The sequence below is a fragment of the Falsochrobactrum tianjinense genome (genome assembly GCF_019100495.1).
GTDB classification, from domain to species: domain Bacteria; phylum Pseudomonadota; class Alphaproteobacteria; order Rhizobiales; family Rhizobiaceae; genus Brucella; species Brucella tianjinense.
This window is the reverse complement of sequence record NZ_JAHRVA010000007.1, coordinates 203,691-229,496: the sequence shown is the minus strand read 5'-3', so window position 1 is coordinate 229,496 and position 25,806 is coordinate 203,691. Positions and strand designations below refer to the sequence as shown.

The window sequence follows — 25,806 nt, the reverse complement described above, 5'->3', positions numbered from 1 at the left end:
TAAGCTGCGCCCCGTGCTAAACCAATGTTTGCAACAGATCCCGAACAGCTGGTCTTCGGACCTGGCTCCTTCTATGCCTGGCAATGCGCGCGCACATTTATTTCATTAAATATGGCTTGACGGTTTCCTGCTGGGGAGTTGTTATTAGGCTAAACGGTCGTTGCTTATGACCGCTATCAGATTCGAGCATTGGTGAGCGAGGCCCGTCCACAGGATATTTCATAGTCATCATAACATGCGCGCTTTGCCTCGAAGCGCCCTGAGGAGGTACCCATGTCAGACCAAGGTAAGCCCCGTGATACACGTTCCGCCACCGGGGCCGGAGCACCCGCTCCAAGTGATCGCAATTCCCTGACCATAGGTCCCGATGGCCCGATCCTGCTGCACGATGTTCATTTCCTTGAGCAGATGGCACATTTCAACCGCGAGAAAGTTCCAGAACGCCAGCCCCATGCGAAAGGTGCAGGCGCATTTGGCGTATTCGAGACGACAGAAGACGTATCGACCTACACCAGGGCGGCGCTGTTTCAGAAGGGTGCCTCGACCGAAATGCTGGCACGCTTCTCAACAGTTGCCGGGGAGATGGGAAGTCCCGACACCTGGCGCGATGTACGCGGTTTTTCGCTCAAATTCTATACCAGTGAAGGCAATTATGATCTGGTCGGCAACAATACGCCGATCTTCTTCGTCCGCGATCCGATGAAATTTCCGCATTTCATCCGCAGCCAGAAGCGGTTGCCGGATTCAGGATTGCGCGATAACCATATGCAGTGGGATTTCTGGACCAATAACCCAGAAAGCGCGCATCAGGTCACCTATCTGATGGGCGAACGCGGATTGCCGCGTACATGGCGCCATATGAATGGCTATGGCTCGCATACCTATATGTGGGTCAATGCTTCGGGCCAGAAATTCTGGGTCAAATATCATTTCCATACCGAACAGGGCATGAAATTCTTCAGCAATGAAGAAGCGGCGACCATGGCGGGCGCGGATGCGGATTTCCATCGCCGCGACCTTTTCGATGCCATTGAACGCGGTGAACATCCGAGCTGGGTACTTTCCGTCCAGATCATGCCTTATGCCGACGCCAAGACCTACCGGATCAACCCCTTCGATCTCACCAAGACCTGGCCGCATGAGGACTATCCGCTGATCAAGGTGGGCAAGATGACGCTCAACCGCAATCCGGAAAACTTCTTCGCCCAGATTGAGCAGGCGGCGTTTTCACCCGGCAATACGGTTCCGGGAATTGGTTTGTCGCCGGACAAGATGCTGCTTGGTCGCGCCTTCGCTTACAATGATGCACAGCGCAACCGCATCGGTACCAACTTCCACCAGCTTCCGGTGAACCAGCCCAAGGTGCCGGTGAACACCTATATGTTCGATGGCCAGATGGCCTATCATCACAGCGGCAATGCTCCTGTCTATGCGCCCAATAGCGGCGGGCGGCCATGGGCCGACGAGACGGGCGCAATGCCTGATGGCTGGGAAACCGACGGCGACATGGTACGCAGCGCTTATACCTTGCGCAGCAATGACGATGATTTCGGCCAGCCGGGCATTCTGGTGCGCGAAGTGTTCAACGATGAACAGCGCGCCAAACTGGTGGATCAGGTCGCAGGCAGCCTGCTTGGCGGTGTGCGTGAGCCGGTATTGAGCCGCGCCTTCGATTACTGGAAGAGCGTCGATGCCGATGTCGGTGCCCGTATCGAGGAGAAGGTGCGTCAGGGACATGCATCCAAGCCCGCGGAAGGCATGGGCGAAGGCTGACGATCAGGGCATTTCCCCCGCCCGTTTGGACGGCTGAGAAAAATGTATTGCAAATAACTGGAGCGGTTCATGGTTTCTTTGAAAGTGGGCCGCTCCAGCCATCCGCGAGAACTCAATACTGCTTCGGTGCAGTTTTGAGTCCGGCGCTGAAAGAGGGGATTATGAACCAGCTTATTTATGACGGCGATCGGCCAGATCGGACAAGAAGGCTGCTTCTTTTTGGACTGGTGTCGGCTTATACGGCAACCCTTATTCCCTGGGCGCTGGCACAGGAAGCGTCGGATGCCGATGAGGGCGCATTTTTGGCATTGTCGGCCATACTGGTCGGACGCCAGTCGCTCGATGCAGCTCAGGCGCAACGGCTATATGCGGCCCTTGTCGCCGACGATCCGGGCTTTCCAGCGGCGGCCAAGGCACTGCTCGCCCTGATCGAGGAGCGCAAGATCGATCCGATGCAATTGCAAACCATCCTTGACGATGAAAAGTCTGCGCTTATTGCCTTGCCGCGGCGGATCGTGACCGCGTGGTATATGGGTATTGTGGGTGAAGGCTTTAACGCGCGCGCGCTTGCTTTTGAAAAGGCGTTGAATGCTGAAGTGGTTGGTGATGTGCTCAGGCCGCCGACCTATTCTTATGGTGCCTATGGCAGCTGGGCCAGAAAACCAATCTGAGGGAAAATCATGGCAGATACACTGTCGGCAGATTTCGTCGTCGTCGGTTCAGGGATTATTGGTTCGCTGGCGGCGCGCAAGCTGGCGCTGACGGGTGCCTCGGTAATCATTCTCGAGGCAGGCCCACGCGTAACGCGCGAAGAACTGGTCGCGCGGTTTCGCAATTCTACGCGCCGCAGCGACTGGATGTCGCCTTATCCATCGGTGCCGTGGGCGCCGCACCCGATTTACCAGCCCGAGCCGAACAATCATATTGTTCAGGCTGGACCCTATCCCTATGCGGCTGAATATATAAGGCAGGTGGGCGGAACCACATGGCACTGGGCCGCCCATGCCTGGCGCAACGTGCCCAATGATTTCAAGATCAAAAGCCTGTATGGCGTGGGTGTTGACTGGCCATTCGGCTATGACGAGCTTGAACCATTCTATCAGGAAGCCGAAGAGCTTATGGGCGTTTCGGGTGCGGATAATACCGGATCGCCGCGCAGCCAGCCTTTCCCGATGGAGCCGGTGACGGAGCCCTATGCGATGCGTCGCCTGCGCGAACGGCTCGCGCCCGAATATGAAGTCGTCACCAATACCACGGCCCGCAACAGCCGTCCCTATGATGGCAGGCCGGCCTGTTGCGGCAACAATTCCTGCCAGCCGATCTGTCCCATCGACGCGCAATATCATGGCGGGTTGTCGGCAGACGCCGCCGAAGCTGCCGGGGCAAAACTGATCCCCAACGCCAATGTCTACAAGCTCGAACATGACGAGAAGGGCAATATCACGGCGGCGCTCTATTACGATCCCGACAAGGGCACCCATCGCGTGACCGGCAAGACCTTTATCGTTGCGGCCAATGGCATCGAAAGCCCACGCTTGCTGCTGCTGTCTGCCAGCGACAAATTTCCCAAAGGCCTCGCCAATAGTTCCGATATGGTCGGGCGCAATCTGATGGATCATCCGAGCACCTCCCTGACCTTCGACGCCGATGAGGATGTGTGGCTGGGCCGCGGACCGCAGAGCCCAAGCTCGATCAACTTCATGCGCGATGGCGATTTCCGTTCCGAGCATTCGCCCTACCGTCTCGACTTCACCAATATTTCGCGCGTCGATGGCGTAACGCGCAGCCTGATCGGCGCAGGCATTTATGGTGCAGAACTTGAAAAGCGCCTGCGCTACAGCGCTGCGCGCGAGATGAATGTGAAGAACGTCCTTGAAGTGCTGCCGGACCCCGAACGCAGAATTGCGCTCAGTTCCGAGAAGGACGCGCTGGGGCTTCCCAAGCCGGAGGCGCATTATTCGATCGACGATTATACACGCCGGGGGCATGAGCGCTCGCAGCAGGATTTCCGTCGCATCGCCGAACTGATGGGCGGCACCAATCTGCGCTTCAGCAAGGAGGGCGAGTTTGCCAACAACCAGCATATTTGCGGCACGCTCAGCATGGGTAACGATCCCAAGACCTCGGTCTGCGATCAATGGGGTCGCGCCCACGACCATGAGAACCTGTTCTTCGCCAGTACGGCGGTTCTGCCGACCTCATCGACCTGCAATTCGACGGAAAACGGACTTGCGGTAGCGCTGCGCTCGGTCGCCCATATTCTGGAACAGCAGAGCGCTGCGACCAATGTAAACGGGGAAGCAAAGTCATGAGCCCTATCCTGTCTCGACTGTCCGGCCGTCTTGCCGCCCTGCTTGCATTGCCGGTCTGTGCTTCCTTTCTTGCAATTCCGGCGCTCGCGGCGGATGCAGATCTGATCGCACGCGGCAAATATATGGCGACCGCGTCCGATTGCGTCGCCTGCCACACGGCACCCGGCGGCCAGCCAATGGCTGGCGGCCTGCCGCTGGCAACCCCTATCGGCGCGATCATGTCGACCAACATCACCCCGTCGAAGGAAAACGGCATCGGCAATTATACGCTGGAGCAGTTCGACGCGGCGGTGCGCAGGGGCGTGCGCGCCGATGGCAAGCATCTTTATCCCGCCATGCCCTATACGGCCTATGCGTTGCTGACGGATGAGGATGTCGCGGCGCTCTATGCCTATTTCATGGAAGGGGTGGAGCCGGTGGAAACGCGCCCACCCGAAACGAAGCTGCCATTTCCATTCAATATCCGTCTTTCGATGGCGGCATGGAACCTTCTGTTTCTTCAAAGCGGTCCCTACAAGCCCGATCCCGCGAAGGATGCGGAATGGAACCGGGGTGCCTATCTGGTGCAGGGACCGGCCCATTGCGGCACCTGCCACACGCCGCGCAATCTCTTTATGGCGGAACAGACATCGCGCGAAATGGCGGGTGCCGATATTGGTCCCTGGCATGCGCCCAATATCACATCGGATGCCAATAGCGGCATTGGCGGCTGGAGCGTCGAGGAACTGGTCGCCTATATGAAGCACGGCAATATCGCAAAAAGCCAGGCGGCAGGTCCGATGGCTGAAGCGATCGATCACAGCTTCCGTCACATGACCGACGAAGACGTGAAGGCGATGGCGGTCTATCTGAAGACTGTCGAACCGGTCCGCGATGCTGCCGATACGCAACCGGTCTTTTCCTGGGGCGAGCCTTCGGACGAACTGGCAAGCATTCGCGGCGTGGCCTGGCCACAGGACCACGACACATTAAGCGGAGCGCAGCTCTATGACGCCTATTGCGCAACCTGCCATCAGGCACAGGGACAGGGCAGTTTTGAGGGCGGACTTCCTTCGCTGGTGCACAATACAGCGCTTGGCCGGGAGAACACCAACAATTTGGTCATGGTGATTCTGGAAGGATTGCGGCGGCAGCCCGATGTGCTCATGCCGGGGTTTGGCAAGGAGCTTTCGGATACGCAGGTCGCCACCTTGAGTAATTATCTGATTGAGCATTTCGGCAATCCAGCGGGCAAGGTTACGGTGGAGCAGGTGGCACAATTGCGTGCTGGCGGGCCAACCTCGACGTGGTTGATCTGGGCGGCGCGAATAGGCATTGCCGCTGGAGCCGCGATCATCCTTGCGATTTTGCTGTTTGCATTTTTGAGGCGAGGCCGTCGCAAGCCGGTTTCGGCGCGCTGAATAATCGCCCGGAAAGATAAATTCTTCCGGGCGATTTCTTTTCAAGCTTTTCTGATAGACGAAAGAAATGTTTGCAAGGTTTTCTTGCCATCGGTTGCGATCTCAAAGGAACGCATTGAAAGCAGCCATTCCCAGACCATGCCCTTCATCAGCCAGCGAAATGCATTGGAGGCCGATTGCGCGGACCATTGGGGATGAAGGATGCCCTGTGTGGCTGCCTTTTCCATGATGGCGACGAGAATGCGTGCCTGCTCTTCCTCAAGAGCATCCTTTGCCGCCTGCACCTCCGCGAATTCATCGGCGAAGTTGGTGCGCACCAGAATCGTCAGCAAGCGCTGTCGCTGCTCGTCGACGACAAGGGTATCGAGCCAGTCGCAGGCTGTCTTCTCGATAAAGGCCAGAGGGTCTTTCGGGTTGCCATCCGCATCATCGAGATCGAGCACGCTGATGCGAGGCAGGCGGACAGTGTCGAACAGTTCCAGAAAAATATCGGCCTTGTTCTGGAAGTGCCAGTAAATGGCACCCCTTGTCACGCCTGCGGCTGTCGCAATCTCATCCAGCGTTGAATGAGCCAGCCCTTTTTCGAAGAAGATCCGTTCAGCAGAGCAAAGGATCGCTTCGCGGGTTTCAGCGGCTTCAGCCTTGGTTCGCCGCATTTACTGCTTCCTTCTCGCTGCTCACCGGCACGTTTTTTTCGTTCCTGCGAGCAAGCTTCATGATGAAGACAAAGAACACGGGAACGAAGAACACCGCAAGAACAGTCGCGGAGATCATGCCGCCAAGAACCCCGGTGCCGATAGCGTTCTGGCTCGCCGCACTGGCGCCGCTTGCAATGGCCAGTGGAACAACGCCGAGGCTGAATGCAAGCGACGTCATGAGGATCGGACGGAAGCGAAGTTTGCACGCCTCGACCGTCGCATCCAGAAGTGGCATTCCCTCGGCATAGAGATCCTTGGCGAATTCGACGATCAAGATGGCGTTTTTCGCCGATAGCCCGATGATCGTGATCATGCCGACCTTGAAGTAGACGTCATTGGGCATGTCGCGCATCATGACCGCCAGAACCGCGCCGATAATACCGAGCGGAACCACGAGCATGACCGAAAGCGGTATCGACCAGCTTTCATAAAGCGCCGCCAGCAGAAGGAAGATGAAGACGACCGTCAGCCCCATGAGGAATGGCATCTGGTTGCCGGACTGGATTTCCTGCAAGGACTGGCCGGACCATTCATAACCGAAGCCGTTTGGCAATTCGCTGGTCAGGCGTTCCATTTCAGCGATCGCAGCGCCCGAGGAGTAACCCGGGGCTGCATTGCCGCTGATGCGCACGGCGGGATAGCCATTATATCCGACCACCTGCGCGGGGCCTTTCGTCCACTCCACGTCGGCAAAGGCGCGCAGCGGCACCATGCCGTTGTTGGCGTTGGGCACGTTGAGTCCGAGAATGTCATCCGCGCTCATGCGCTGATGTGCATCGGCCTGAATTGTCACGCGCTGCATCCGTCCTGCGTTGGGGAAGTCGTTGACATAGGCTGAACCCAGATTGGCCGAAATGGTCGAGTTGATGCTGGCAAAGGTGACGCCGAACGTATTGGCCTTTTCGCGATCGATATTGACAATCAGCTGGGCCGCGGCAGGCATCCCTTCGATACGCATGCCGGTCAATACCGGGCTCTGGCTTGCTGCCGCCATCAACTGATCGGTGGCCATGGCGAGCGCGGTCTGGCCCGCGCCCGAACGGTCCTGAAGCCGGAAGCTGAAACCGCCCGCATTGCCAAGCCCCTGAATGGGCGGAGGCGAAAGTGCGAAGGCCATGGCGTCACGAATCTGGAACAGTTGTCCATTGATACGCTGGGCGAGCGACTGAGCCGAATTTTCCTCGTCGCGCTCGCTCCAGTCTTTCAGGGTGATGAAAGCCAGACCGGCATTGTCGCCAAAGCCCGAAAAGCTGAAGCCATTGATCAGCGTGCGGTCTGCGACTGCTGGTTCCTCAGCGAATATCTGATCGACCTGCGCGGAGACGGCTTCGGTACGGTTGGTGCTTGCTTCCGCCGGTGTCTGCATATCGACGATGAGGAAGCCCTGATCCTCATTTGGCAGGAAGGATGATGGCAGGCCCATGAAGAGATAGATCAAACCACCGACGAGCACGACATAAATTATCATGAAGCGGCCCGCACGGCGCACGATCCAGTCGACGGAGCCGGAATATTTTCTGGTGCCGGCATCGAAGCGGCGGTTGAACCATCCGAAAAAGCCCTTCTTTTCGTGATGTCCGGGGGCAATGGGCTTGAGGAAGGTCGCGCAAAGCGCCGGGGTCAGCGAAAGGGCCAGAAGGCCGGAGAACAGGATCGAAACGACCATGGTCAGGCTGAACTGCTGGTAAATGATACCGACGGCGCCGGGGAAGAAGGCCATGGGAATGAACACGGCGGTCAGCACCAGCGTAATGCCGATGATCGCGCCGGAAATCTGCCGCATTGCCTTGCGTGTTGCCTCGCGGGGAGAAAGTCCCTCTTCGGCCATGATGCGTTCGACATTTTCCACGACGACGATGGCGTCGTCGACCAGAATACCAATGGCGAGCACCATGGCGAACATTGTCAGCACATTGATCGAAAATCCGCTGACATACATGATCGCACAGGTTCCCAGCAGCGCGACCGGAACGACAAGTGACGGAATGATCGTATAACGGAAATTCTGGAGAAAGACGAACATCACCACGAAAACGAGAAGCATGGCCTCGATAAGCGTGTGAATGACTTTCTCGATGGAAACGGCGACGAATGGCGATGTGTCATAGGGGATCTGATATTCCAGCCCTGCGGGGAAGAATTCGGCCAGCTCGGCCATTTTGGCACGCACGGCGGCAGCAGTTTCCATCGCATTGCCTGATGGAGAAAGCTGGATACCGATGGCGGCGGCAGGCTTGCCGTTGATCGTGGTCGAGAAGTTGTAGGTTTCTGCACCCACCTCGATGCGCGCGACATCGCGCAGGCGGACAGAAGAGCCGTCTGGATTGGCGCGCAGAACAATCGCGCCGAATTCTTCGGGCGATGTAAGCTGGCCTTTCACCAGAACGGTGGCAGAAGTCTGCTGATTGATCGGGTTGGGCCGCGCGCCGATACGACCGGCCGCGACCTGTGCGTTTTGCGAGGCAATGGCGTTGTTAATATCGGCGGTCGACAGGTTCAGGCCTACCATCTGGTCGGGATCTATCCAGATGCGCATGGCGCGCTGACTGGCAAAAACCTGGGCACGGCCAACGCCATCGATACGCTGGATTTCACCCAGCACGTTTCGGTTGAGGTAGTCGCCTAGCCCAACGACATCGAGATTGCCGTCTTCGGAGACCAGGGCGACCATCATCAGGAAGCTGCTGCCAGCCTCCTGAACCTGAACGCCTTGCTGCTTGACCACCTGCGGTAGACGCGCTTCCACGCGCCGCACTGCATTCTGCACGTCGATGGACGCCTTAGCGGAATCAGTGCCCGGCTCGAAGGTCGCATTGATCTGGACCAGACCCGTGGCATTGGAGGTCGATTCAAAATAGATCAGGCCATCGACGCTGTTGAGTTCCTGCTCGATCGGTGAGGTCACGCTCTGATATACGTCTTCCGGCGAAGCGCCTGCATAAGAGGTGGTGATCGAAATTTGCGGCGGCGCAACATCGGGGTACTGGGCGACAGGAAGCATCGGGATTGCAAGAATACCGGCAATCATGATGAAAATTGCGACGACCCAGGCGAAGATCGGCCTGCTAATAAAAAATTGTGCCATGAGTTATTCGCCTTGATTAATCGGTCGCAGCTTCGTTGCTCTGGGAGGTGGTGGCGGCGTCTGCCTGCGTCGGGCTCGCACTGGTTTCGGCCTGTTCATTGACTTGCCAGGGCTGGGGCGCAACGATCGCACCAGGCGCCGTCTTCTGGAAGCCTTCCGCAACGACGCGGTCGCCTTCATTCAGTCCCTGCACCACCACGACACGGTCGCCGACATTGCGTCCCACGATGACCTGACGCTCCTCGACCTTGTTTTCGGCATTGACCACCAGCAGGCGGGCAGAGCCGCTGGCATCGCGCTGGACAGCTTGCTGAGGAACGGCAATGGCTGCCCTTTGGATGCCCTGTTCGATGAGTACGCGAACATACATGCCCGGCAGCAGATCGCCATCGGGGTTAGGGAATTCGCCGCGCAATGTCACTTGCCCGGTGCTCGCATCGACGGCTGCTTCCGAAAACAGCAGACGGCCCGTATACGGATAGGCGCTGCCATCATCAAGCAGCAGTTGCACTTCGGCCTCGTTAGGGCCGGTCATCAACTGGCCGTCCTGCAAAGCCTTGCGCAGGCGGATCAGTTCGGTCACTGGCTGGGTGAAGTCGGCATAGATAGGATCGAGCTGCTGGATCGTTGCGAGATTTTCGGAACTGCTGGAACTGACCAGCGCGCCTTCGGTGATCATGGCGCGCCCGATGCGGCCACTGATCGGCGCAGTTACTTCCGAATAGTCGAGATTGAGGCGTGCTTCGGCCAGACCCGCTTCTGCAACAGCGACTTCTGCTTCCGCCTTGGCCTGCTCGGCAATGGCATTGTCATAGCCCTGCTGCGAGGACACGTTCGACTTACGCAACTGCTCCTGCCTGCCTGCGTTCTGCTGCGCCTGCAACAGGGCAGCCTGGGCGCGGCGCAGCGTTGCTTCGGCGCTGTCGACGCGCACCTGGAACGAGCGGGGGTCGATGCGGTAAAGCACGTCGCCCTTTTCCACCTGCGAACCCTGCTCGAAAACGCGCTCTACGACGATGCCGGAAACGCGCGGGCGGACTTCCGCAAGGCGCGTGGGTGCGATGCGTCCGGGTAATTCATTGGTGATCGGCAAGGCCGAGGGAGCGGCTGTTACGATGCCGACAGCCACAGGCGGGGGCGTTTGCGCGGCCTGAGACTGGTCTTCTTTCTGACAGCCAGCCAGGAGCACCATGCCAGCAAAAAAGAATGTGGTATATCTAAAATTCATTAGTATTCGGTCTCCACGAAGGTTCGGCTATCAGCTACATACAGGCGGGTATGTATATAGCCGAAAAGTGGTGCGCAACTTTAATTTTTGAAAACACGACAATGTGAGGACACAAACGAATCCGCTTTTGTGCTGTCATTGCCATGTGTGGCTATGCATGGCCAAAATGATAGAAGCCGTTTTATCGAAATGCGTATACCACGGTCGTTATTGGCTGGGGCGCTGAAATGGAAGTTGATCTTAGCAGCTACAAAGCTCTTGCGCTGCGCAAACGCGTAATGGCGCGTCCTGCTGGCGCCCCGCAGGGGCTCTCAGTGCAGCATTTTATTGTAAGCAGGGTTTTGTTGAGTCAATGGCGGAGGGGCAGGACTCTTCGACAAACTCGCTCGAAGTATGCCCCACATCCCGCCAGCGCGCCTTCGTATTCTTAAGTGAATATTCGCCACCGCAGAACTTCGCTACATGACCAGACGCCACTTCACCTGGTGCTCGGCGCTCACTCCAGTATTACCTTGATAGTATTTCCCCCCCACGCCTTCGTTGTGTCGCAGTCAAATTGGCCTGAGCGAAAGGAAACGGAAATGAAGGCGACATGCATGAACCAACTTGAACTGGCGGTGCGATGGGGGATCAGCCATCGTACGCTTGAACGGTGGCGCTGGACCGGCGAGGGGCCGAAGTTCGTGAAACTCGGCGGCCGGGTGGTGTACCGGCTATCAGATATTGAGGAATATGAGCAGACCATGCTGAGGACGTGTACGCCAGCGAACGAGAGGGCGCAGGCCCACGGTTAAGAGTTGCTGCCGGACCCACATCGCGACCTGGATGGGTCCGGCAGAACCCAAAATGCAGTAGGCTTTTCTACAGCAAATTTTGACATTGACAGCAGGCTTGCGCACGCCTACCTTCTGTAGCGATAGTTACAGAGGATTTTCGATGCGCCTCGCTGACGTCTGCACCATCCACACCGGCTATACCGCTCGCGGCAGATTGGAGCCGACGACCGCCGGAGGTGTGCTCGCGATCCAGCTGCGCGACATTTCCTCTGACGGCCTCGTCGATCCAGAGCGCCTGACGCGAGTCCAGTTGGAGGACCTGGCGGACCGCTATTTCGTGCGCGCCGGTGACGTGGTGTTCCGCTCGCGGGGCGAACGAAACACGGCGTCTGCCCTGGACGAACGTCTGCGGGAGCCAGCCCTCGCGGTGCTGCCCCTGATGGTTTTGCGTCCGAACCGCAACGTCGTGACGCCCGAGTATCTGGCATGGGCGATCAATCAGCACCCGGCGCAGCGTCACTTCGACGTTGCGGCACGCGGCACGAACATCCGGATGATACCTCGATCCAGCCTCGACGACCTCGAACTCGACGTCCCGGACATCGAGACACAGAGAAGAATCGTCGCCGTCGATGCGCTGGCCGAAAGGGAGCGGGAGCTGTCCCAGCTCGCCGCCGAGACGCGAAGAAAGATGATGAGCCTGATCCTCGTCGAGCGAGCGAGCAGGATGCGCACCAGAACGAGGAAAGGAAAGACGCCCCAATGACCGACCAGCTTACCCAACAACAGGTCAACCAAACGGCCTGGGCCGCTTGCGACACCTTCCGGGGCGTCGTCGATGCCGGACAGTACAAGGATTACATACTCGTAATGTTGTTCCTGAAGTACATCTCCGACCATTGGAACGATCACCTCGAAAACTATCGTAAGCAGTATGGCGGAGATGAAACGCGGATCCGTCGGCGGTTGGAGCGCGAGCGCTTCGTCCTTCCCGAAGGCGCCAGCTTCTACGACCTCTACGAGGCCCGGAACGAACCCAACATCGGCGAGCGGATCAACATCGCGCTGGAGCGGATCGAAGACGCCAACCGCGCCAAGCTCGAAGGCGTGTTCCGCAACATCGACTTCAACTCCGAGGCCAATCTCGGGCGCGTCAAGGATCGCAACCGGCGCCTCAAGAACGTGCTGGAGGACTTCGCCAAGCCTGCGCTCGATCTGCGCCCTAGTCGCGTGACCGAAGACATCATCGGCGAGTGTTATATCTACCTGATCTCGCGCTTTGCCTCCGACGCGGGCAAGAAGGCTGGCGAGTTCTACACGCCCTCCGCTGTCTCCCGCATGCTTGCGAAACTGGCGGCACCCAAGCCGGGCGACACGATCTGCGACCCGGCCTGCGGATCCGGATCGCTGTTGATCCGGGCGGCCGAGGAGGTCGGGTCCGAGAACTTCGCCCTCTACGGCCAGGAAGTGAACGGCGCGACCTGGGCGCTGGCGCGGATGAACATGTTTCTCCACACCAAGGACGCCGCGCGCATCGAGTGGTGTGACACACTCAACAGCCCCGCGCTGGTCGAGGGCGATCACCTGATGAAGTTCGACGTAGTGGTGGCCAATCCCCCGTTCAGCCTCGACAAGTGGGGGGCGGAGAACGCGGACACCGACCAGTTCAAGCGCTTCTGGCGCGGCATCCCGCCCAAATCCAAGGGCGACTACGGCTTCATCACCCACATGATCGAAATCGCCAAGCGCCAGAGCGGCCGGGTGGCCGTCATCGTTCCGCATGGCGTGCTGTTCAGGGGTGGGGCCGAGGGGCGTATCCGCCAGGCGCTGATCGAGGAGAACCTGCTCGACGCAGTGGTGGGCCTACCCTCCAACCTCTTCACGACCACGGGCATTCCGGTGGCCATCCTAGTCTTCGACCGCTCCCGCGAACAGGGCGGCGCGAACGAGGACCGCCGCGACGTGCTGTTCATCGACGCCAGCAAGGAGTTCACGCCGGGCAAGACCCAGAACGTGATGGACGAGGCGCATATCAACAAGGTTCTGGAAACCTACGCCTCGCGGGCGGAGACCGAGAAGTACTCCCACCGCGCCAGTCCGGAGGAAATCGCGGAGAACGACTTCAACCTCAACATCCCCCGCTACGTCGACACCTTCGAGCCGGAGGAAGAAATCGACGTCGCCGCACTGCAGAAGCAGATCAACACCATCGAGGCCGAGCTGGCCGAGGTGCGGGGCAAGATGGCCGGCTACCTGAAGGAGCTGGGCGTCGATGTCTGAGGGCGAACTGATCCTTTACAGCACCGAGGACGGCGCCGCGACCATCGGCCTGCGGGCCATCGACGGCACAGTCTGGCTGACGCAGCTGGAGATGGCCGAGCTGTTCGACACCTCTAAGCAGAATGTCAGCCTGCACATCAACAACATCCTGTCCGAGGGGGAGCTGGCGGCAGAGTCAGTTGTCAAGGAATCCTTGACAACTGCCGCGGACGGCAAGGCCTACCGCACGAAGGTCTATAATCTGGACGCCATTCTGGCGGTCGGCTACCGCGTCCGCTCCCCGAGGGGCACCCAGTTCCGCCGTTGGGCCACAACGGTCCTGCGCGAATACCTGATCAAGGGCTTCGCCATGGACGATGCCCGGCTGAAGCAGGCGGAGCAATGGGACTATTTCGACGAATGGCTTGCCCGCATCCGGGACATCCGCGCCTCGGAGAAGCGCTTCTACCAGAAGGTCCGCGACCTCTACACGACCGCCATCGACTACGACAAGACGTCCGAGCAGGCGCAGGCCTTCTTCAAGAAGGTGCAAAACAAGATGCTCTGGGCGGTCACGGGCAAGACGGCCGCCGAGCTGATCGAGAACCGCAGCGATCCGAGCGCCCCCAACATGGGCCTGACCAGCTGGAAAGGCTCGATCGTTCGGAAGGGCGACGTCGGCACCGCCAAGAACTACCTGAAGGCCGATGAGGTCGAGGAGCTCAACCGCATCGTCGTGATGTACCTCGACTACGCTGAGGACCAGGCGAGGCGCCGCCGCCCGGTCGCCATGGCCGAATGGGCCGACAAGCTCGACGCCTTCCTGTCCTTCAACGAGCGCGACGTGCTGACCCATGCCGGCCGGCTGCGGATGGACGTGGCCCAGAAGCTGGCCGTCGAGCGGTTCGAGGTGTTCGACGCCAACCGCCGCACCGCCGAGGCGCTGGCGGCGGATGAGGTCGACATCGCCCAGCTGGAGGGCATGGAAAAGGCCGCCAAAGAGCGGAAGAAGAGGGCCAAGGATGCGTGAACTAGAATTTCAGGCGGCCGATTGGGAAGAAACCAGCCTTGGAGACATTTGCACCTTTCGAGGCGGCAACGGTTTCAAGGAAGAGTATCAAGGGCAACTGTCAGGGGAGTTCCCATTCATTAAGGTGAGTGATCTGACGCTGCCGGGCAACGAAAAATACATTACTGATGCGCAGAATTGGGTTTCCCAGAAGACTCTGAAGATGCTGCGAGCGAACCTACAGCCAGAGGGCGCTGTTGTATTTGCGAAAGTTGGCGCTGCACTAAAATTGAACAGAAGAAGGATTCTCACCCGCCCTACGGTTATTGATAACAACATGATGGCGGCGATACCTGATGAGAGCCGGGTTGATACTTACTTCCTGTATTACTTTATGCTTACGCAAGATCTTGGTCGCTTCAGTCAGGAAAGTGCAGTTCCATCGGTAAACCAAGGCCATCTTTCATCAATTGAGATTGGCCTCCCTGAACTCCCTGAACAGCGCAAGATCGCCGAAATCCTGCGGACATGGGACGAGGCCATCGAAAAGCTGGAGGCGCTGCGGGCGGCTAAGCTGCGTCGGCATCGCGCGTTGACCCACTCTTTGGTCTTCGGAACGCGCCAACTGGATCGCTTCCGCACCACGGACGAAGTGGCCGCGCATCGCTGGTTCACGCTTCCCGCAACCTGGGGCACCAAGCCCATCGGCAAGCTGGCGCGCGAGATTTCCGAACGGAACGGCGACGGAGAGCAGCATGAAGTCCTGTCCTGCTCGAAATACGACGGGTTCGTCCGGTCGCTTGAGTACTTCAAGAAGCAGGTCTTCAGCGCCGATCTGTCAGGCTACAAGAAAATCTGGCGTGGCGACTTCGGTTTTCCCAGCAACCATGTCGAGGAAGGCTCCATCGGCCTTCAGAACCTGACAGACGTCGGCGTCGTCAGTCCCATCTACACGGTCTTCCGTTTCGCGCCGGAGAAGGTGGATGCCGACTACGCCTTTGCCGTGCTGAAGACCGGGCTCTATCGGCACATCTTCGAGGTCAGCACCAGCGCTTCCGTGGACAGGCGCGGCAGTCTGCGCTGGAGCGAGTTCTCGAAACTGCCCTTTCCGCTTCCGTCGCTGGCCGAACAGAGGGCCATCGCAGAGGTGTTGCGTACGGCACAGACCGACCTTGACGCCCTCAATACCGAAATCGAAGCCCTCACCCGCCAGAAACGCGGCCTGATGCAGAAACTGCTGACGGGCGAATGGCGCGTCGCCGTCTGAAGGAGAGATCGTATGGCTCGGAAACACATTGAAATGGCGATCGCCTACGACTTCGACGGCACGTTGGCGGACGGCAACATGCAGGAACACCAGTTCCTGCCCGATATCGGCATGAAACCGAAGGACTTCTGGACCGAGGTGAAGCGCCTCACCAAAGAGCATCAGGCGGACGAAGTGCTCGTCTACATGAACCTGATGCTGCGCAAGGCCGCCGCCGCGGGCGTTCCGGTACGGCGCGAGGATTTCAAGGCGCGAGGCAGAGCCATCCAGCTATTCGACGGGGTCGAAGAATGGTTCGACCGCATCACCGGCTATGGCAGGGCGCAGGGTGTCCGCATCCAGCACTACCTCGTCTCGTCCGGGAACGCAGAGATCTTCGCGGGCACACCGATCGCTTCCAAGTTCGCCCAGGTCTATGCGTCGAAGTTCATGTTCGACCAGAATGGTGTCGCCGCTTGGCCTGCGCTCGCCGTGAACTACACAACCAAGACGCAGTACCTATTCCGCATCAACAAGGGCGCCTTCGACTTGAGCGACAATAGCAAGGTCAATCAGTTCGTGGAAAAGCGCGACAGGCCGGTGCCCTTCGAGAACATGGTGTTCATCGGCGACGGCTCGACCGACATCCCGTGCTTTCGACTCGTGAAAGAACAGGGCGGCCTTTCGGTCGCGGTGTTCAAGCCCCACACCAAGGGCGCGCGCGGCAAGGCCGACAACTACATTAAGGATGGTCGGGTCCACCGCGCCGTCCCCGCGATCTACACGGACGGGAGTGAACTGGACCGCGTTATCAAGGCCAACATCAACGCGGTCGCGGCACGCGCAGCGCTCTCCGGGCTGTTTGCGGAGGGCCCGCAATGACCTTCGATGCCGCCGAGAAGCATCAGTCCCAGATCCCCGCCTTGCAGTTGTTGGTGGCGCTGGGATTCACGCCGCTGTCCCAGGCCGAGGCCGTGCGTCTGCGGGGCGGTCGCCTCCGCAATGTGGTGCTTGACGACGTCCTTGCGGACCAGCTCCTGCGGATCAACAGCTTCACCCATCGCGGCCGGGAGTATCCCTTCGACCTCGAAGATGCGCATGAGGCCATTCGCCGGCTGAAGCCCACGCCCGACCGACAAAAGGGCCTGCGCGGCACCAACCAGGACATCTACGACACCCTCGTCCTCGGCACGACCATCACCAAGACGATCCAGGGGGACTCCAAGTCCTATTCTTTTCGCTACATCGATTGGGAGACCCCGTCGAATAACGTCTATCACGTGACGGCTGAGCTCTCCGTCGAACGGACAGCCAGCACCCAGACCAAGCGGTGCGACATCGTCGCTTACGTGAACGGCATCCCGTTTCTGGTGATCGAAAACAAGCGGCCGACCGAGAGCCTGAAAAAGGCCGGCAGCCAGCTGATCGGCTATCAGAATGAGGACAACATTCCGCAGCTGTTCCACTTTGCGCAGCTTCTCATGGTTATGAACCGTGTCGAGGCGCGATACGCTACCGTGGGAACTCCACGGCAGTTCTGGCAGACGTGGCGGGATGAGGAAGACAGGGACGAGATCATCGATCCGCTGGCCAATCGCCCTCTCACAGCGGCGGAGGCCGATGCGGTCTTCTCGGGCGATTTCGCCTTCGCGCGTGCCCATTTCGAGGCGCTGGCGGCTGAAGGCCCGCGCGCGATCACGGCGCAGGACCGTGCCATTCACGCGCTGTGTCGGCCGGAACGGCTGCTGGACCTGATCCGTCGTTTCACCGTGTTCGATGGCGGCGCACGCAAGGTCGCGCGCCACCAGCAGTTCTTCGGGATCCGCAAGGCTGTCGAACGCGTCCGTCAGTTCAATCTGGACGGCCGCCGCAAGGGTGGCGTGATCTGGCACACCCAAGGATCTGGCAAGTCGCTGACCATGGTGATGCTGGGTCGGTCCCTCGCGCTCGATAAGGCCATTCCCAATCCGCGCATTCTGATCGTCACCGACCGCGACGATCTCGACAAACAGATCAAGGACACTTTCAAGTCCTGTGAGCTCGAACCCGTACGGGCGACCAGCGGCGCTCATCTGATCGAGTTGATCCGTAACCGGACACCGCTCGTGACGACCATCATCAACAAGTTCGATACAGCGGCCAAAGCTGCCGAGGACGTCGACGAGGATGCCAACGTTTTCGTCCTGGTCGACGAGAGCCATCGCTCGCAGACCGGCCGCTATGGCGGTCACAGCCAGTTCGCAACACGGATGCGCCGGCTGCTGCCGAAGGCCTGCTATCTCGGCTTCACCGGAACGCCACTCCTGAAGAAGGAGAAGAATACGCTCTCGACCTTCGGCGGCCTGATCCACAAATACGCGATCGACGAGGCTGTCGCCGACGGGGCCGTTGTGCCGCTCCTCTATGAGGGACGGCTTGTCGAGCAGCAGGTCAATGGCGGCGTGATCGACAAGTGGTTCGACAAGATCAGCGAGGGCTTGACCCCCAGCCAGAAGGCCGACCTGAAGCGCAAGTTTTCCCGCATGGACGCGCTCTCAAAGACGGGCCAGGCGATCCGGGCGAAAGCTTTCGATATCTCGGAGCACTTCCGCCAGCACTGGCAAGGCACGGGATTCAAGGCGCAGCTTGTGGCGCCGTCCAAGGCAGCGGCCGTCCGCTTCAAGGAGGTGCTCGACGAGATCGGGCACGTCACCAGCGAAATCGTCATCTCGCCGCCCGATGACAACGAGGGCAACGAGGAGGTCGACAAGGAATCGAAGGACCTCGTGCGCGGATTCTGGGCGCGGATGATGGCCCGGTACAAGACCGAGGACGAATACACCCGGCAGATCATCGATGCATTCAAGGGCTCGGGCGATCCGGAGATCCTCATCGTCGTGTCGAAGCTGCTGACCGGGTTCGATGCCCCGCGCAATACCGTGCTCTATGTGTGCAAGTCGCTGCGCGAACATAACCTGCTGCAGGCGATCGCCCGCGTGAACCGGCTCTACGAAGACGGCGCGACCGAGAAGCAGTTCGGCTTCATCATCGACTACGAGGGGCTGCTCGGAGAACTCGACACGGCGCTGACGACCTACAGCGCCTTCGAGGGCTTCGACGCCGCCGATCTCGCCGGCACGGTCCACGATGTGCGCGAGGAAATCCGGAAGCTGCCTCAGCTGCACGATCAGCTCTGGGACCTGTTCAAGCCGGTCAAGAACAAGAAGGACATGGAGCAGTTCGAGCAGTTCCTGGCCGATGAAGCTATCCGGCAGGAATTCTATGAACGACTGAAGGCATTCAGCCGCTGCCTCCATATCTCGCTGTCGTCGGACAAGCTCTTCGACGTCTTCGACGAGGCGAAGATCGACGCCATGAAGAAGGACTGGAAGCAGTTCTCCGAGCTGCGGCGCTCGGTCCAGCTTCGCTACCAGGAGACCGTCGACGTCAAGGAGTTCGAGCCGAAGATCCAGAAGCTGCTCGACGACCATGTGGTTGCCATGCCGGCCGAAACGATCATCGAGATGGTCAACATCAACGACCCGGACGCCCTGAAGGCCGTGGTGGAGGAAACGGGCGTCTCCGAGGCTTCAAGGGCGGACCGGATCGCCAGCGCGACGCGCCGGACCATCACCGAAAAGATGGACGAGGACCCTACTTTCTACCGCAAGTTCTCGGAGCTGCTGGAGGAGACCATCCGCGACTATCGGGCCAAACGGATTTCCGAGCGGGATTACCTCAAGAACGTTGTCGATCTGGCGAGCAAGGTCGCGCGCAAGGACCGGGGGCGCGAGGTGCCGGATGCGATCAAGGGCAATGACGATGGGCAGGCGTTTTTCGGGATACTTGAAGGTGCTCTCGCGACCGATGATGGCAAACCGATCGAGGGGGACGAAGTTGCCGCCATAGCGCTCACGATCATCGACATCATCAAGTCCCATCACATCGTCGATGTCTGGTCCAACGACATCGCTCAGAACAAGATGCGCAACGCCATCGATGACTATTTCTTCGACGTCCTTCGCGACGAACGCGGCATCGAGTTGCCTGTCGAGGTGATGGACGACCTTGAGCTCAAGATCATGGATCTCGCACGAGCGCGGTTTCCGGGATGAAAACCGAACGACACAGCGTCCAGTACGGTGAACACAGAATCGACTTCGCCATCGTGCGCCGTGAACGGACGACACTGGAAATAGCTGTCGAGCCGGATGCCTCCGTTGTCGTCGCTGCTCCGCAGGCTGCCTCGTTGGTGGTGATCGAAGAGAAGGTACGCAAGCGTGCAGCCTGGATCCGGCGTCAGCAGCGATACTTCATCCAGTTCCTTCCGCGCACCCCGGATCGCCAGTACGTGGCGGGCGAGACTCATCTCTACCTCGGACGCCAGTATCGGCTGAAGGTGGTGCCCCACGTCCAGGCGGGAGTAAAGCTCGTCCGTGGCTTCATCGTCGTCCAAACGCACCGACCCGAGCGAACCGAGGTCACCCGGGAGCTTGTCGAGCATTGGTATCGGCAGCGCGCTCACGCAAAATTTGCCGAGCGTCTGGAAGTCAATCTTTTGCGTTTCCCGACCCCTGAAGACTTTCGCCCCAAGGGCTTGATCGTCCGCCAACTTCGGCAGCGTTGGGGTTCGATGTCGCCGGCATCTCGCCTGCTGCTTAATCGCCGGCTGATCGAGGCGCCTATGGATGCCATCGACTACGTCATCACGCACGAGCTCTGCCACATCGCGGTGCCACATCACGGACCGGAGTTCTTCGAACTGCTCGACCGCGTCCTACCCGATTGGCCTAAGCGCAAGCACCGGCTTGAACTAAGAATGGCGTGAAAGAATGAGGTCTACTCGTGGCTCCATGGAGAAACTCCGCTATATCCATTCGCGACATCAAAATGCCGGAACAGAAAAACGAAAAATAGGTGGGGCTTAAACACCGCTTACAGATTTCTCCCGTAGGAGATCTGTGAAAACGGCTACGAGGACGGCAAGTGTGGCGATCTCGTACGCGCGATGCGGCCGAGCGACAGGATTGCGATCAAGTCATTTCGCAAGCGGGAGCTGCCGTTCGACATCCGCGGAGCCACTGTCTCGGTGATGGCCATCAAGGCGGTCGGCGCAATCATTGCCAATCTCGACGACGGCAAGCGTGTTTAGGTCAACTGGACGCCCGTATCGCCGCCCCGCGAATGGTACTTCTACACAAACCGCGCCACGGTTTGGCGGGTCGCGCCGGGCGGCCGGATGGAGGATGGCCTGCTTGCCTTTGCGTTCGACGGCCAGCAGCAGGACATCGACCGGTTCAGGAATGAACCGTTCTGGAGTGAGCGGTTCGGCGACGCGAACGGCGAGCAGCGTTTCCGTTGGACATTTTTTTACAAGGCCGTTGCGGCAAAGATCCTAGACTACCGGGCAGACCGCAAACCCCTGATCGAAGGCCCCATGCAATCGCGCAAGAGATGGCGAGGCTATCAAACGTCATTACGGCCTCATGAGGAGATGAGGCCGTATAACAGTCTGGGCTGATCAGCCTACCGGTATGTAGAGGTCACCGCCCTCCCGGTATTTCTGCGCCATTGCAGCCATGCCCTCTTTCTGTGCTTCAGCACGGATGTCATGCGAAATTCGCATCGAGCAGAATTTCGGCCCGCACATTGAGCAGAAATGTGCGACTTTATGTGCCTCTTTTGGCAAGGTCTCGTCGTGAAAAGCTTGCGCTGTTTCAGGATCAAGAGACAAATTGAACTGGTCTTCCCAGCGGAACTCGAATCTGGCCCGAGAAAGGGCATCGTCACGAATTTTCGCGGCCGGATGCCCTTTGGCCAGATCTGCGGCATGAGCTGCAATCTTGTAGGTGATAACCCCAGTTTTCACATCGTCGCGATCAGGCAGGCCCAGATGCTCCTTGGGTGTAACATAGCAAAGCATCGCCGTGCCAAACCAGCCGATCATTGCAGCCCCGATGCCGCTGGTGATGTGATCATAGCCTGGTGCAATATCGGTTGTCAGCGGCCCAAGCGTATAAAACGGCGCCTCGCCGCAAACAGCAAGCTGCCTGTCCATATTCTCCTTGATCTTGTGCATCGGCACATGACCTGGCCCTTCGATGATGACCTGACAATCCTTCGCCCAGGCGATTTTAGTTAGCTCACCCAGTGTCTCCAGTTCAGCAAATTGTGCAGCGTCATTCGCATCGGCAATCGAGCCGGGACGCAAGCCGTCACCAAGGCTGAAGCTGACATCATAGGCGCGCATGATGTCACAAATGTCCTCGAAGTGTTCATAAAGGAAGCTTTCCCGGTGGTGATGGAGGCACCATTTTGCCATGATCGAGCCGCCACGTGACACGATGCCGGTCACGCGTTCAATCGTCAACGGGATCATATGCAGTCGCACCCCGGCATGGATCGTGAAATAGTCCACCCCCTGTTCGGCCTGCTCGATCAGCGTGTCGCGAAACACCTCCCAGGACAAGTTCTCGGCGATACCACCGACCTTCTCCAGTGCCTGGTAGATCGGGACGGTGCCAATCGGAACGGGCGAATTACGGATGATCCATTCGCGGATATTATGGATATTTCGCCCGGTAGACAGGTCCATCACCGTATCCGCACCCCAGCGTGTCGCCCAAACCATCTTCTCGACCTCATCAGCCATCGAAGATGTTACCGCCGAATTGCCGATATTGGCGTTGATCTTGACCAGAAAATTGCGGCCGATAATCATTGGTTCGGCCTCGGGATGATTGATGTTGGATGGGATGACCGCCCGTCCACGTGCCACTTCATCGCGCACGAATTCTGGCGTGACGAAATCGGGAATAGATGCACCAAAATCCTGACCGTCTCGCGCCAGTGCTTCCCGCTCAGCCTTGCGGCCAAGATTTTCACGGATAGCGATAAACTCCATCTCGGGTGTAACGATGCCTGCCCTGGCATAGGCAAGCTGAGTGACGGCCTTGCCACCAGATGCCCGCAAGGGCCGGTACCGGGTAGGGAATTCAGGTGCCAGCCGGTCGCCGGAAACAAAGCCGTTATCCTCGGGCTTGACCTGTCTCCCGTCGTAAGTTTCAACATCGCCTCGCGCCATGATCCAGCTTTCACGCAAACGCGGCAGGCCACGCTCAATAGCGATCTCGACACCGGGATCGGTATAAGGACCGGAGGAGTCATATACTGTCACCGGTGGTTCGCCGGCGCTGGGATGCAGGGCAATCTCGCGCATGGGCACGCGTATATCTGGATACAGCACACCGGGCTTGAAGACCTTAGACGAAGCAGGCAGCGGTCCGGTCGTAACTGTCGGGATTTGTTTGGACGTCATTTCGAGGTTCCTCGTGTCGTGGCTATGGAGACCAGCGCTGACGAGAGGAAATGCATGCCCGATTGCCGTATGCGGCCGAGAAGGCATCAGCACCGTCCCTACGCCAGCATGAACTGGATCAGGTTCATAGGGTCACTGCGCTGCCTTGCGGCCCAGCAGAATCTCAGCCCCTTGACGGGACACCCCTGGTGGAAATCTCAGACTACCCAACGCTGTCTGAGTCGTCAATTACACATGGTTCACTCGTTAACTGTGCGCATAAGCTATAAAAAGCCGGCTGTTTTGATATCATGCTGACTTTATAAAATCGCATGATTCCAGGCACAGGGTCAGAGAGCTAACCTGAAAACAACCCCTCTCGCTGAAGCTCTTCGGCATTTGGATTCAAGTGAGTAAATAGAAAAACGAAATTAGCTTCGTAGAGTGTTAAGTCACCCCCTCGATCATCCTCCGAACATCCTGCACCGCACAGACGATCTGGCGCCGTAACAGCAGCGCGATGGTGAGCCCTCCAAGGGCAAGTGCACTGATCGCGACGACGGTCTGCCAGTCCATGCCGGTGAGAGCTGCAAGGCCTGCACCACCCGAGCCAAAGATGGTGGTGATCCAACTCCACTGATCGGTGCGCTTGCGGATTTCAGCTTCGACGGTGATCGGCACGACCGGCTTGTCGATTTCCCGTTCCACCAGGATTTCACGGACAGGCTGGGTATCATGGTGGCGCTTCTTTACCTGAGCCAAGATCTGGCGCACCCGGTCTGGGTTCACAGCGGCGTTCTGGCCGGCATAAGCACCTTTGCCGGAGGTGGTCGGGAGCGAGGCCCACTCGCGTGCGAGATTGTTGATGAGTGTATCTTGGGAAAGTCGCCCTGCGAGATATTTGTCGATACCACGCAGGCCGAGGAGATAGCAGGCGCATCGATCCTGCATGGCGGCGTCGAACAGGGCGGACGTTGGTAGACCAAGCGTCTTGCGGATGGTGCGCAGCGTGGTGCGCACCATCTGATAGCGACCGAGGGCTGACGAGTTGAAGCGGTTCTTGGGATGCTTCAGCATGCGGGTTTGCAGAGCATCAATTTCTTGTAGTGTCATGGTGACGAGATTGACGTCGCCGCCAGTGAAGGCACCGTAGGCCAGCGTCTCGTTATAGCCACGCTTCCTGTCCGTGCCCTCGGCAAAGCCGATCAGATCGAGCAACGGACGATAGACATGATACTTGTCTGGTGCAGCCGGGATCGCCGCGCCGGAGAGCACGTTGGTGGTCATGATGATGATCCTTTCGCGAGATTGCCGAGCGATGACACAATGCGCGCGTCAGGTCGCCACGCCGGATTCGCACAGCATGGTGATGAAGCGGCCGCGCCGCTCCATGTCGGCGGCGGTGCGAATGTTGTAGACGGTGCCTGAACGTGTCTCGATCAGCCGCCAGGCGGCGTTGATGGTTGCGGTTTCGGCATCGTAGCGCACGATGATCAGGGCTGGCTGGACGCTTTGCAGGCGCGAGGCGATGACGGTCTCGCCGCCTTTCGATGGAAGGATGCAGGCATCGCGCTCGAACTGTGGGACCCACTGGCCGTAGGTGTTGCCGTAGCCGTCATCGACTTCCTCGCGCTTTTCGAGGCTGACGCGGTCGCGCAGGGCATTGGCGGTGATCCTGGCCATCAGATCGGACTTTTCCGAAAGGGTGCAATGAGAGCATGGACTGTGCGGTCGATGGCGGCGTCGATCTCCGTGTCGGCCCCGTCGAACAGGCGCTGGACGATCAGCAGGATGGCCTGGCGGATGGGCTCGGGCACATCGGCCGCCGCGCCATAACCGGCGGTAAAGGTGACGGAGACAGCGTCAGCGCGACGGAAGGTGGCCGGCCAGGATTGTCCCGGCCGCAGGGTGATATAAGCGCCGCGCGCGTCAGCAAGCAGATCGTAGACGCCGGCATCCAGCGTCTGCTGCACATTGCCGACATCGAAATAGCTGATGCTGACAATGGCAATTACCGGCGATATTGGCAAAGCCAGGCGATCGGCAAAGCCGGCAAAATCCTGCCGCCAGGTTTGGGTGATCAGCGCCCGGCCGAGAATGCCGGCATAACCGTCGAGCCATGCGGTCGCGGCCCTGATCTGGGCAGTGATCAGGTCGTCCTGGTCGTCGTGTTCGACACGCAGATGGGCTTTAGCCTCGGCCAGCGACACCGGCATGTTGACCGGGGCGACTGTGCGAACGGGTGCGGGCACGTTTTGCGATCCATATAATAAAGAAAAGCGACCAGCCGTTCGGGCGAGTGATGGGCTGATCGCTTCAATGATGTCAGGCGATTGGCGCGTCGTGGGGATGGCCGAGCGCAAAAACCGCACCGGCGGCAATCGACGTGCCGGAGGTCTTGGTGATGACGGCGCGGATATAGCGCTTCGTGCCCTTGTAGCCCTGCTTGTAGACCGTGTTGGCCGCAAGCTCTGCCGGCAGGGTTCCAAGCAGATCGCCGGCTGCCACATCGACAAAATCGCCATCCGTGGTCGTGTTGCTCTCCTGAATGGCGACGACGAAGAGGCCATCGCCGGCAATCGCGCCGGTATTGATGATCAGGGTTGCGGAGTTGACGCCCTGCAGATCGGCATGGCTGCCCTTGGTGGTGGCCGTGACCACGGCGGGAACCAGAGATGCAACGAGGCCGAGGCCGGAGATACCGTCCTTCATGACAAAAGTCCTTTCGATGAATGGGATTAGAA

22 protein-coding genes and 1 riboswitch are annotated in these 25,806 nt (G+C 59.0%); of the genes, 14 read left to right on the top strand and 8 right to left on the bottom strand.

Annotated features, from left to right (window positions below; translation table 11 throughout):
• The first annotated feature begins 273 nt into the window (after positions 1–273).
• The 4 genes from KUG47_RS15445 to KUG47_RS15430 all read left to right on the top strand — a co-directional run bounded on the left by KUG47_RS15445 (position 274) and on the right by KUG47_RS15430 (position 5,485).
• The gene (locus tag KUG47_RS15445) at positions 274–1,773 is read left to right on the top strand and encodes a catalase (protein WP_217678854.1); all 1,500 of its coding nucleotides are present in this window, start codon (positions 274–276) and stop codon (positions 1,771–1,773) included.
• A 161-nt stretch (positions 1,774–1,934) separates the two neighbouring features.
• Positions 1,935–2,444 carry a sorbitol dehydrogenase family protein gene (locus KUG47_RS15440; protein ID WP_217678853.1) on the top strand — a complete coding sequence of 170 codons (510 nt, stop codon included), beginning with the start codon at positions 1,935–1,937 and terminating at the stop codon, positions 2,442–2,444.
• A 9-nt stretch (positions 2,445–2,453) separates the two neighbouring features.
• On the top strand, positions 2,454–4,085 hold the full coding sequence (locus KUG47_RS15435) for a GMC family oxidoreductase (RefSeq protein ID WP_217678852.1): 1,632 nt from the start codon (positions 2,454–2,456) through the stop codon (positions 4,083–4,085).
• Positions 4,082–5,485: a c-type cytochrome gene (locus KUG47_RS15430; RefSeq protein WP_217678851.1), complete on the top strand. Its 1,404-nt coding sequence runs from the start codon at positions 4,082–4,084 to the stop codon at positions 5,483–5,485. Before KUG47_RS15435 ends, KUG47_RS15430 begins: the two co-directional genes overlap by 4 nt.
• A 41-nt stretch (positions 5,486–5,526) precedes the next feature.
• Here the strand turns inward: KUG47_RS15430 and KUG47_RS15425 are convergent, their stop codons facing one another.
• The 3 genes from KUG47_RS15425 to KUG47_RS15415 are packed head-to-tail and all read right to left on the bottom strand — an operon-like array spanning position 5,527 to position 10,496.
• Positions 5,527–6,141 (bottom strand): TetR family transcriptional regulator, encoded by a 615-nt coding sequence (locus KUG47_RS15425; RefSeq protein ID WP_217678850.1) that lies wholly within the window; start codon positions 6,139–6,141, stop codon positions 5,527–5,529.
• The gene (locus KUG47_RS15420; RefSeq protein ID WP_217678849.1) at positions 6,122–9,268 is read right to left on the bottom strand and encodes an efflux RND transporter permease subunit; all 3,147 of its coding nucleotides are present in this window, start codon (positions 9,266–9,268) and stop codon (positions 6,122–6,124) included. Before KUG47_RS15420 ends, KUG47_RS15425 begins: the two co-directional genes overlap by 20 nt.
• Before the next feature lie 16 nt (positions 9,269–9,284).
• Complete coding sequence (locus KUG47_RS15415; protein ID WP_217678848.1) at positions 9,285–10,496, bottom strand: efflux RND transporter periplasmic adaptor subunit; 1,212 nt, start codon at positions 10,494–10,496, stop codon at positions 9,285–9,287.
• 596 nt (positions 10,497–11,092) lie between these two features.
• On the opposite strand from KUG47_RS15415, the gene KUG47_RS15410 reads away from it, so the two are divergent.
• The 10 genes from KUG47_RS15410 to KUG47_RS15365 all read left to right on the top strand — a co-directional run bounded on the left by KUG47_RS15410 (position 11,093) and on the right by KUG47_RS15365 (position 21,286).
• Positions 11,093–11,290, top strand: a complete 198-nt coding sequence (locus KUG47_RS15410; RefSeq protein ID WP_254799587.1) for a helix-turn-helix transcriptional regulator — start codon at positions 11,093–11,095, stop codon at positions 11,288–11,290.
• 142 nt (positions 11,291–11,432) lie between these two features.
• Complete coding sequence (locus KUG47_RS15405) at positions 11,433–12,038, top strand: restriction endonuclease subunit S domain-containing protein (protein WP_217678846.1); 606 nt, start codon at positions 11,433–11,435, stop codon at positions 12,036–12,038.
• A complete protein-coding gene (locus KUG47_RS15400; protein ID WP_217678845.1) occupies positions 12,035–13,552 on the top strand; it encodes a type I restriction-modification system subunit M in 1,518 nt (505 codons plus the stop codon). Before KUG47_RS15405 ends, KUG47_RS15400 begins: the two co-directional genes overlap by 4 nt.
• Positions 13,545–14,561, top strand: coding sequence for a virulence RhuM family protein (locus KUG47_RS15395; protein WP_217678844.1), 1,017 nt, complete (start codon positions 13,545–13,547; stop codon positions 14,559–14,561). The genes KUG47_RS15400 and KUG47_RS15395 overlap by 8 nt, the downstream gene beginning before the upstream one ends.
• A complete protein-coding gene (locus KUG47_RS15390) occupies positions 14,554–15,807 on the top strand; it encodes a restriction endonuclease subunit S (protein ID WP_217678843.1) in 1,254 nt (417 codons plus the stop codon). The genes KUG47_RS15395 and KUG47_RS15390 overlap by 8 nt, the downstream gene beginning before the upstream one ends.
• Before the next feature lie 12 nt (positions 15,808–15,819).
• A complete protein-coding gene (locus tag KUG47_RS15385; protein WP_217678842.1) occupies positions 15,820–16,668 on the top strand; it encodes an HAD family hydrolase in 849 nt (282 codons plus the stop codon).
• On the top strand, positions 16,665–19,880 hold the full coding sequence (locus tag KUG47_RS15380) for a type I restriction endonuclease subunit R (protein ID WP_217678841.1): 3,216 nt from the start codon (positions 16,665–16,667) through the stop codon (positions 19,878–19,880). The genes KUG47_RS15385 and KUG47_RS15380 overlap by 4 nt, the downstream gene beginning before the upstream one ends.
• The gene (locus KUG47_RS15375; RefSeq protein WP_217678840.1) at positions 19,877–20,593 is read left to right on the top strand and encodes a M48 family metallopeptidase; all 717 of its coding nucleotides are present in this window, start codon (positions 19,877–19,879) and stop codon (positions 20,591–20,593) included. Before KUG47_RS15380 ends, KUG47_RS15375 begins: the two co-directional genes overlap by 4 nt.
• Before the next feature lie 180 nt (positions 20,594–20,773).
• Complete coding sequence (locus KUG47_RS15370; protein ID WP_217678839.1) at positions 20,774–20,917, top strand: hypothetical protein; 144 nt, start codon at positions 20,774–20,776, stop codon at positions 20,915–20,917.
• An 87-nt stretch (positions 20,918–21,004) separates the two neighbouring features.
• Entirely contained in the window at positions 21,005–21,286 is a 282-nt protein-coding gene (locus KUG47_RS15365; protein ID WP_217678838.1) for a hypothetical protein, read from the top strand.
• Here KUG47_RS15365 and thiC read toward each other — a convergent pair whose 3' ends face one another.
• The 5 genes from thiC to KUG47_RS15340 all read right to left on the bottom strand — a co-directional run bounded on the left by thiC (position 21,287) and on the right by KUG47_RS15340 (position 25,774).
• Entirely contained in the window at positions 21,287–23,083 is a 1,797-nt protein-coding gene (gene thiC, locus KUG47_RS15360) for a phosphomethylpyrimidine synthase ThiC (RefSeq protein ID WP_217678837.1), read from the bottom strand.
• 77 nt (positions 23,084–23,160) lie between these two features.
• A riboswitch (TPP riboswitch) is annotated at positions 23,161–23,280 on the bottom strand.
• Between the two features lie 229 nt (positions 23,281–23,509).
• Positions 23,510–24,349 carry a lysozyme family protein gene (locus KUG47_RS15355; protein WP_217678836.1) on the bottom strand — a complete coding sequence of 280 codons (840 nt, stop codon included), beginning with the start codon at positions 24,347–24,349 and terminating at the stop codon, positions 23,510–23,512.
• A gap of 48 nt (positions 24,350–24,397) precedes the next feature.
• Positions 24,398–24,745, bottom strand: coding sequence for a phage head closure protein (locus KUG47_RS15350; RefSeq protein ID WP_196108472.1), 348 nt, complete (start codon positions 24,743–24,745; stop codon positions 24,398–24,400).
• A complete protein-coding gene (locus tag KUG47_RS15345) occupies positions 24,745–25,425 on the bottom strand; it encodes a head-tail connector protein (protein ID WP_254799586.1) in 681 nt (226 codons plus the stop codon). Before KUG47_RS15345 ends, KUG47_RS15350 begins: the two co-directional genes overlap by 1 nt.
• The gene (locus KUG47_RS15340; protein ID WP_196108471.1) at positions 25,388–25,774 is read right to left on the bottom strand and encodes a hypothetical protein; all 387 of its coding nucleotides are present in this window, start codon (positions 25,772–25,774) and stop codon (positions 25,388–25,390) included. Before KUG47_RS15340 ends, KUG47_RS15345 begins: the two co-directional genes overlap by 38 nt.
• Positions 25,775–25,806 lie beyond the last annotated feature (32 nt).

What these genes read in the sequence shown, in the direction of transcription:
- KUG47_RS15445 (WP_217678854.1), top strand. Translation starts at nt 274, where the DNA reads ATGTCAGACCAAGGTAAGCCCCGTGATACACGTTCCGCCACCGGGGCC.
- KUG47_RS15440 (WP_217678853.1), top strand. Translation starts at nt 1,935, where the DNA reads ATGAACCAGCTTATTTATGACGGCGATCGGCCAGATCGGACAAGAAGG.
- KUG47_RS15435 (WP_217678852.1), top strand. Translation starts at nt 2,454, where the DNA reads ATGGCAGATACACTGTCGGCAGATTTCGTCGTCGTCGGTTCAGGGATT.
- KUG47_RS15430 (WP_217678851.1), top strand. Translation starts at nt 4,082, where the DNA reads ATGAGCCCTATCCTGTCTCGACTGTCCGGCCGTCTTGCCGCCCTGCTT.
- KUG47_RS15425 (WP_217678850.1), bottom strand. Translation starts at nt 6,141, where the DNA reads ATGCGGCGAACCAAGGCTGAAGCCGCTGAAACCCGCGAAGCGATCCTT.
- KUG47_RS15420 (WP_217678849.1), bottom strand. Translation starts at nt 9,268, where the DNA reads ATGGCACAATTTTTTATTAGCAGGCCGATCTTCGCCTGGGTCGTCGCA.
- KUG47_RS15415 (WP_217678848.1), bottom strand. Translation starts at nt 10,496, where the DNA reads ATGAATTTTAGATATACCACATTCTTTTTTGCTGGCATGGTGCTCCTG.
- KUG47_RS15410 (WP_254799587.1), top strand. Translation starts at nt 11,093, where the DNA reads ATGAACCAACTTGAACTGGCGGTGCGATGGGGGATCAGCCATCGTACG.
- KUG47_RS15405 (WP_217678846.1), top strand. Translation starts at nt 11,433, where the DNA reads ATGCGCCTCGCTGACGTCTGCACCATCCACACCGGCTATACCGCTCGC.
- KUG47_RS15400 (WP_217678845.1), top strand. Translation starts at nt 12,035, where the DNA reads ATGACCGACCAGCTTACCCAACAACAGGTCAACCAAACGGCCTGGGCC.
- KUG47_RS15395 (WP_217678844.1), top strand. Translation starts at nt 13,545, where the DNA reads ATGTCTGAGGGCGAACTGATCCTTTACAGCACCGAGGACGGCGCCGCG.
- KUG47_RS15390 (WP_217678843.1), top strand. Translation starts at nt 14,554, where the DNA reads ATGCGTGAACTAGAATTTCAGGCGGCCGATTGGGAAGAAACCAGCCTT.
- KUG47_RS15385 (WP_217678842.1), top strand. Translation starts at nt 15,820, where the DNA reads ATGGCTCGGAAACACATTGAAATGGCGATCGCCTACGACTTCGACGGC.
- KUG47_RS15380 (WP_217678841.1), top strand. Translation starts at nt 16,665, where the DNA reads ATGACCTTCGATGCCGCCGAGAAGCATCAGTCCCAGATCCCCGCCTTG.
- KUG47_RS15375 (WP_217678840.1), top strand. Translation starts at nt 19,877, where the DNA reads ATGAAAACCGAACGACACAGCGTCCAGTACGGTGAACACAGAATCGAC.
- KUG47_RS15370 (WP_217678839.1), top strand. Translation starts at nt 20,774, where the DNA reads ATGCGGCCGAGCGACAGGATTGCGATCAAGTCATTTCGCAAGCGGGAG.
- KUG47_RS15365 (WP_217678838.1), top strand. Translation starts at nt 21,005, where the DNA reads ATGGAGGATGGCCTGCTTGCCTTTGCGTTCGACGGCCAGCAGCAGGAC.
- thiC (WP_217678837.1), bottom strand. Translation starts at nt 23,083, where the DNA reads ATGACGTCCAAACAAATCCCGACAGTTACGACCGGACCGCTGCCTGCT.
- KUG47_RS15355 (WP_217678836.1), bottom strand. Translation starts at nt 24,349, where the DNA reads ATGACCACCAACGTGCTCTCCGGCGCGGCGATCCCGGCTGCACCAGAC.
- KUG47_RS15350 (WP_196108472.1), bottom strand. Translation starts at nt 24,745, where the DNA reads ATGGCCAGGATCACCGCCAATGCCCTGCGCGACCGCGTCAGCCTCGAA.
- KUG47_RS15340 (WP_196108471.1), bottom strand. Translation starts at nt 25,774, where the DNA reads ATGAAGGACGGTATCTCCGGCCTCGGCCTCGTTGCATCTCTGGTTCCC.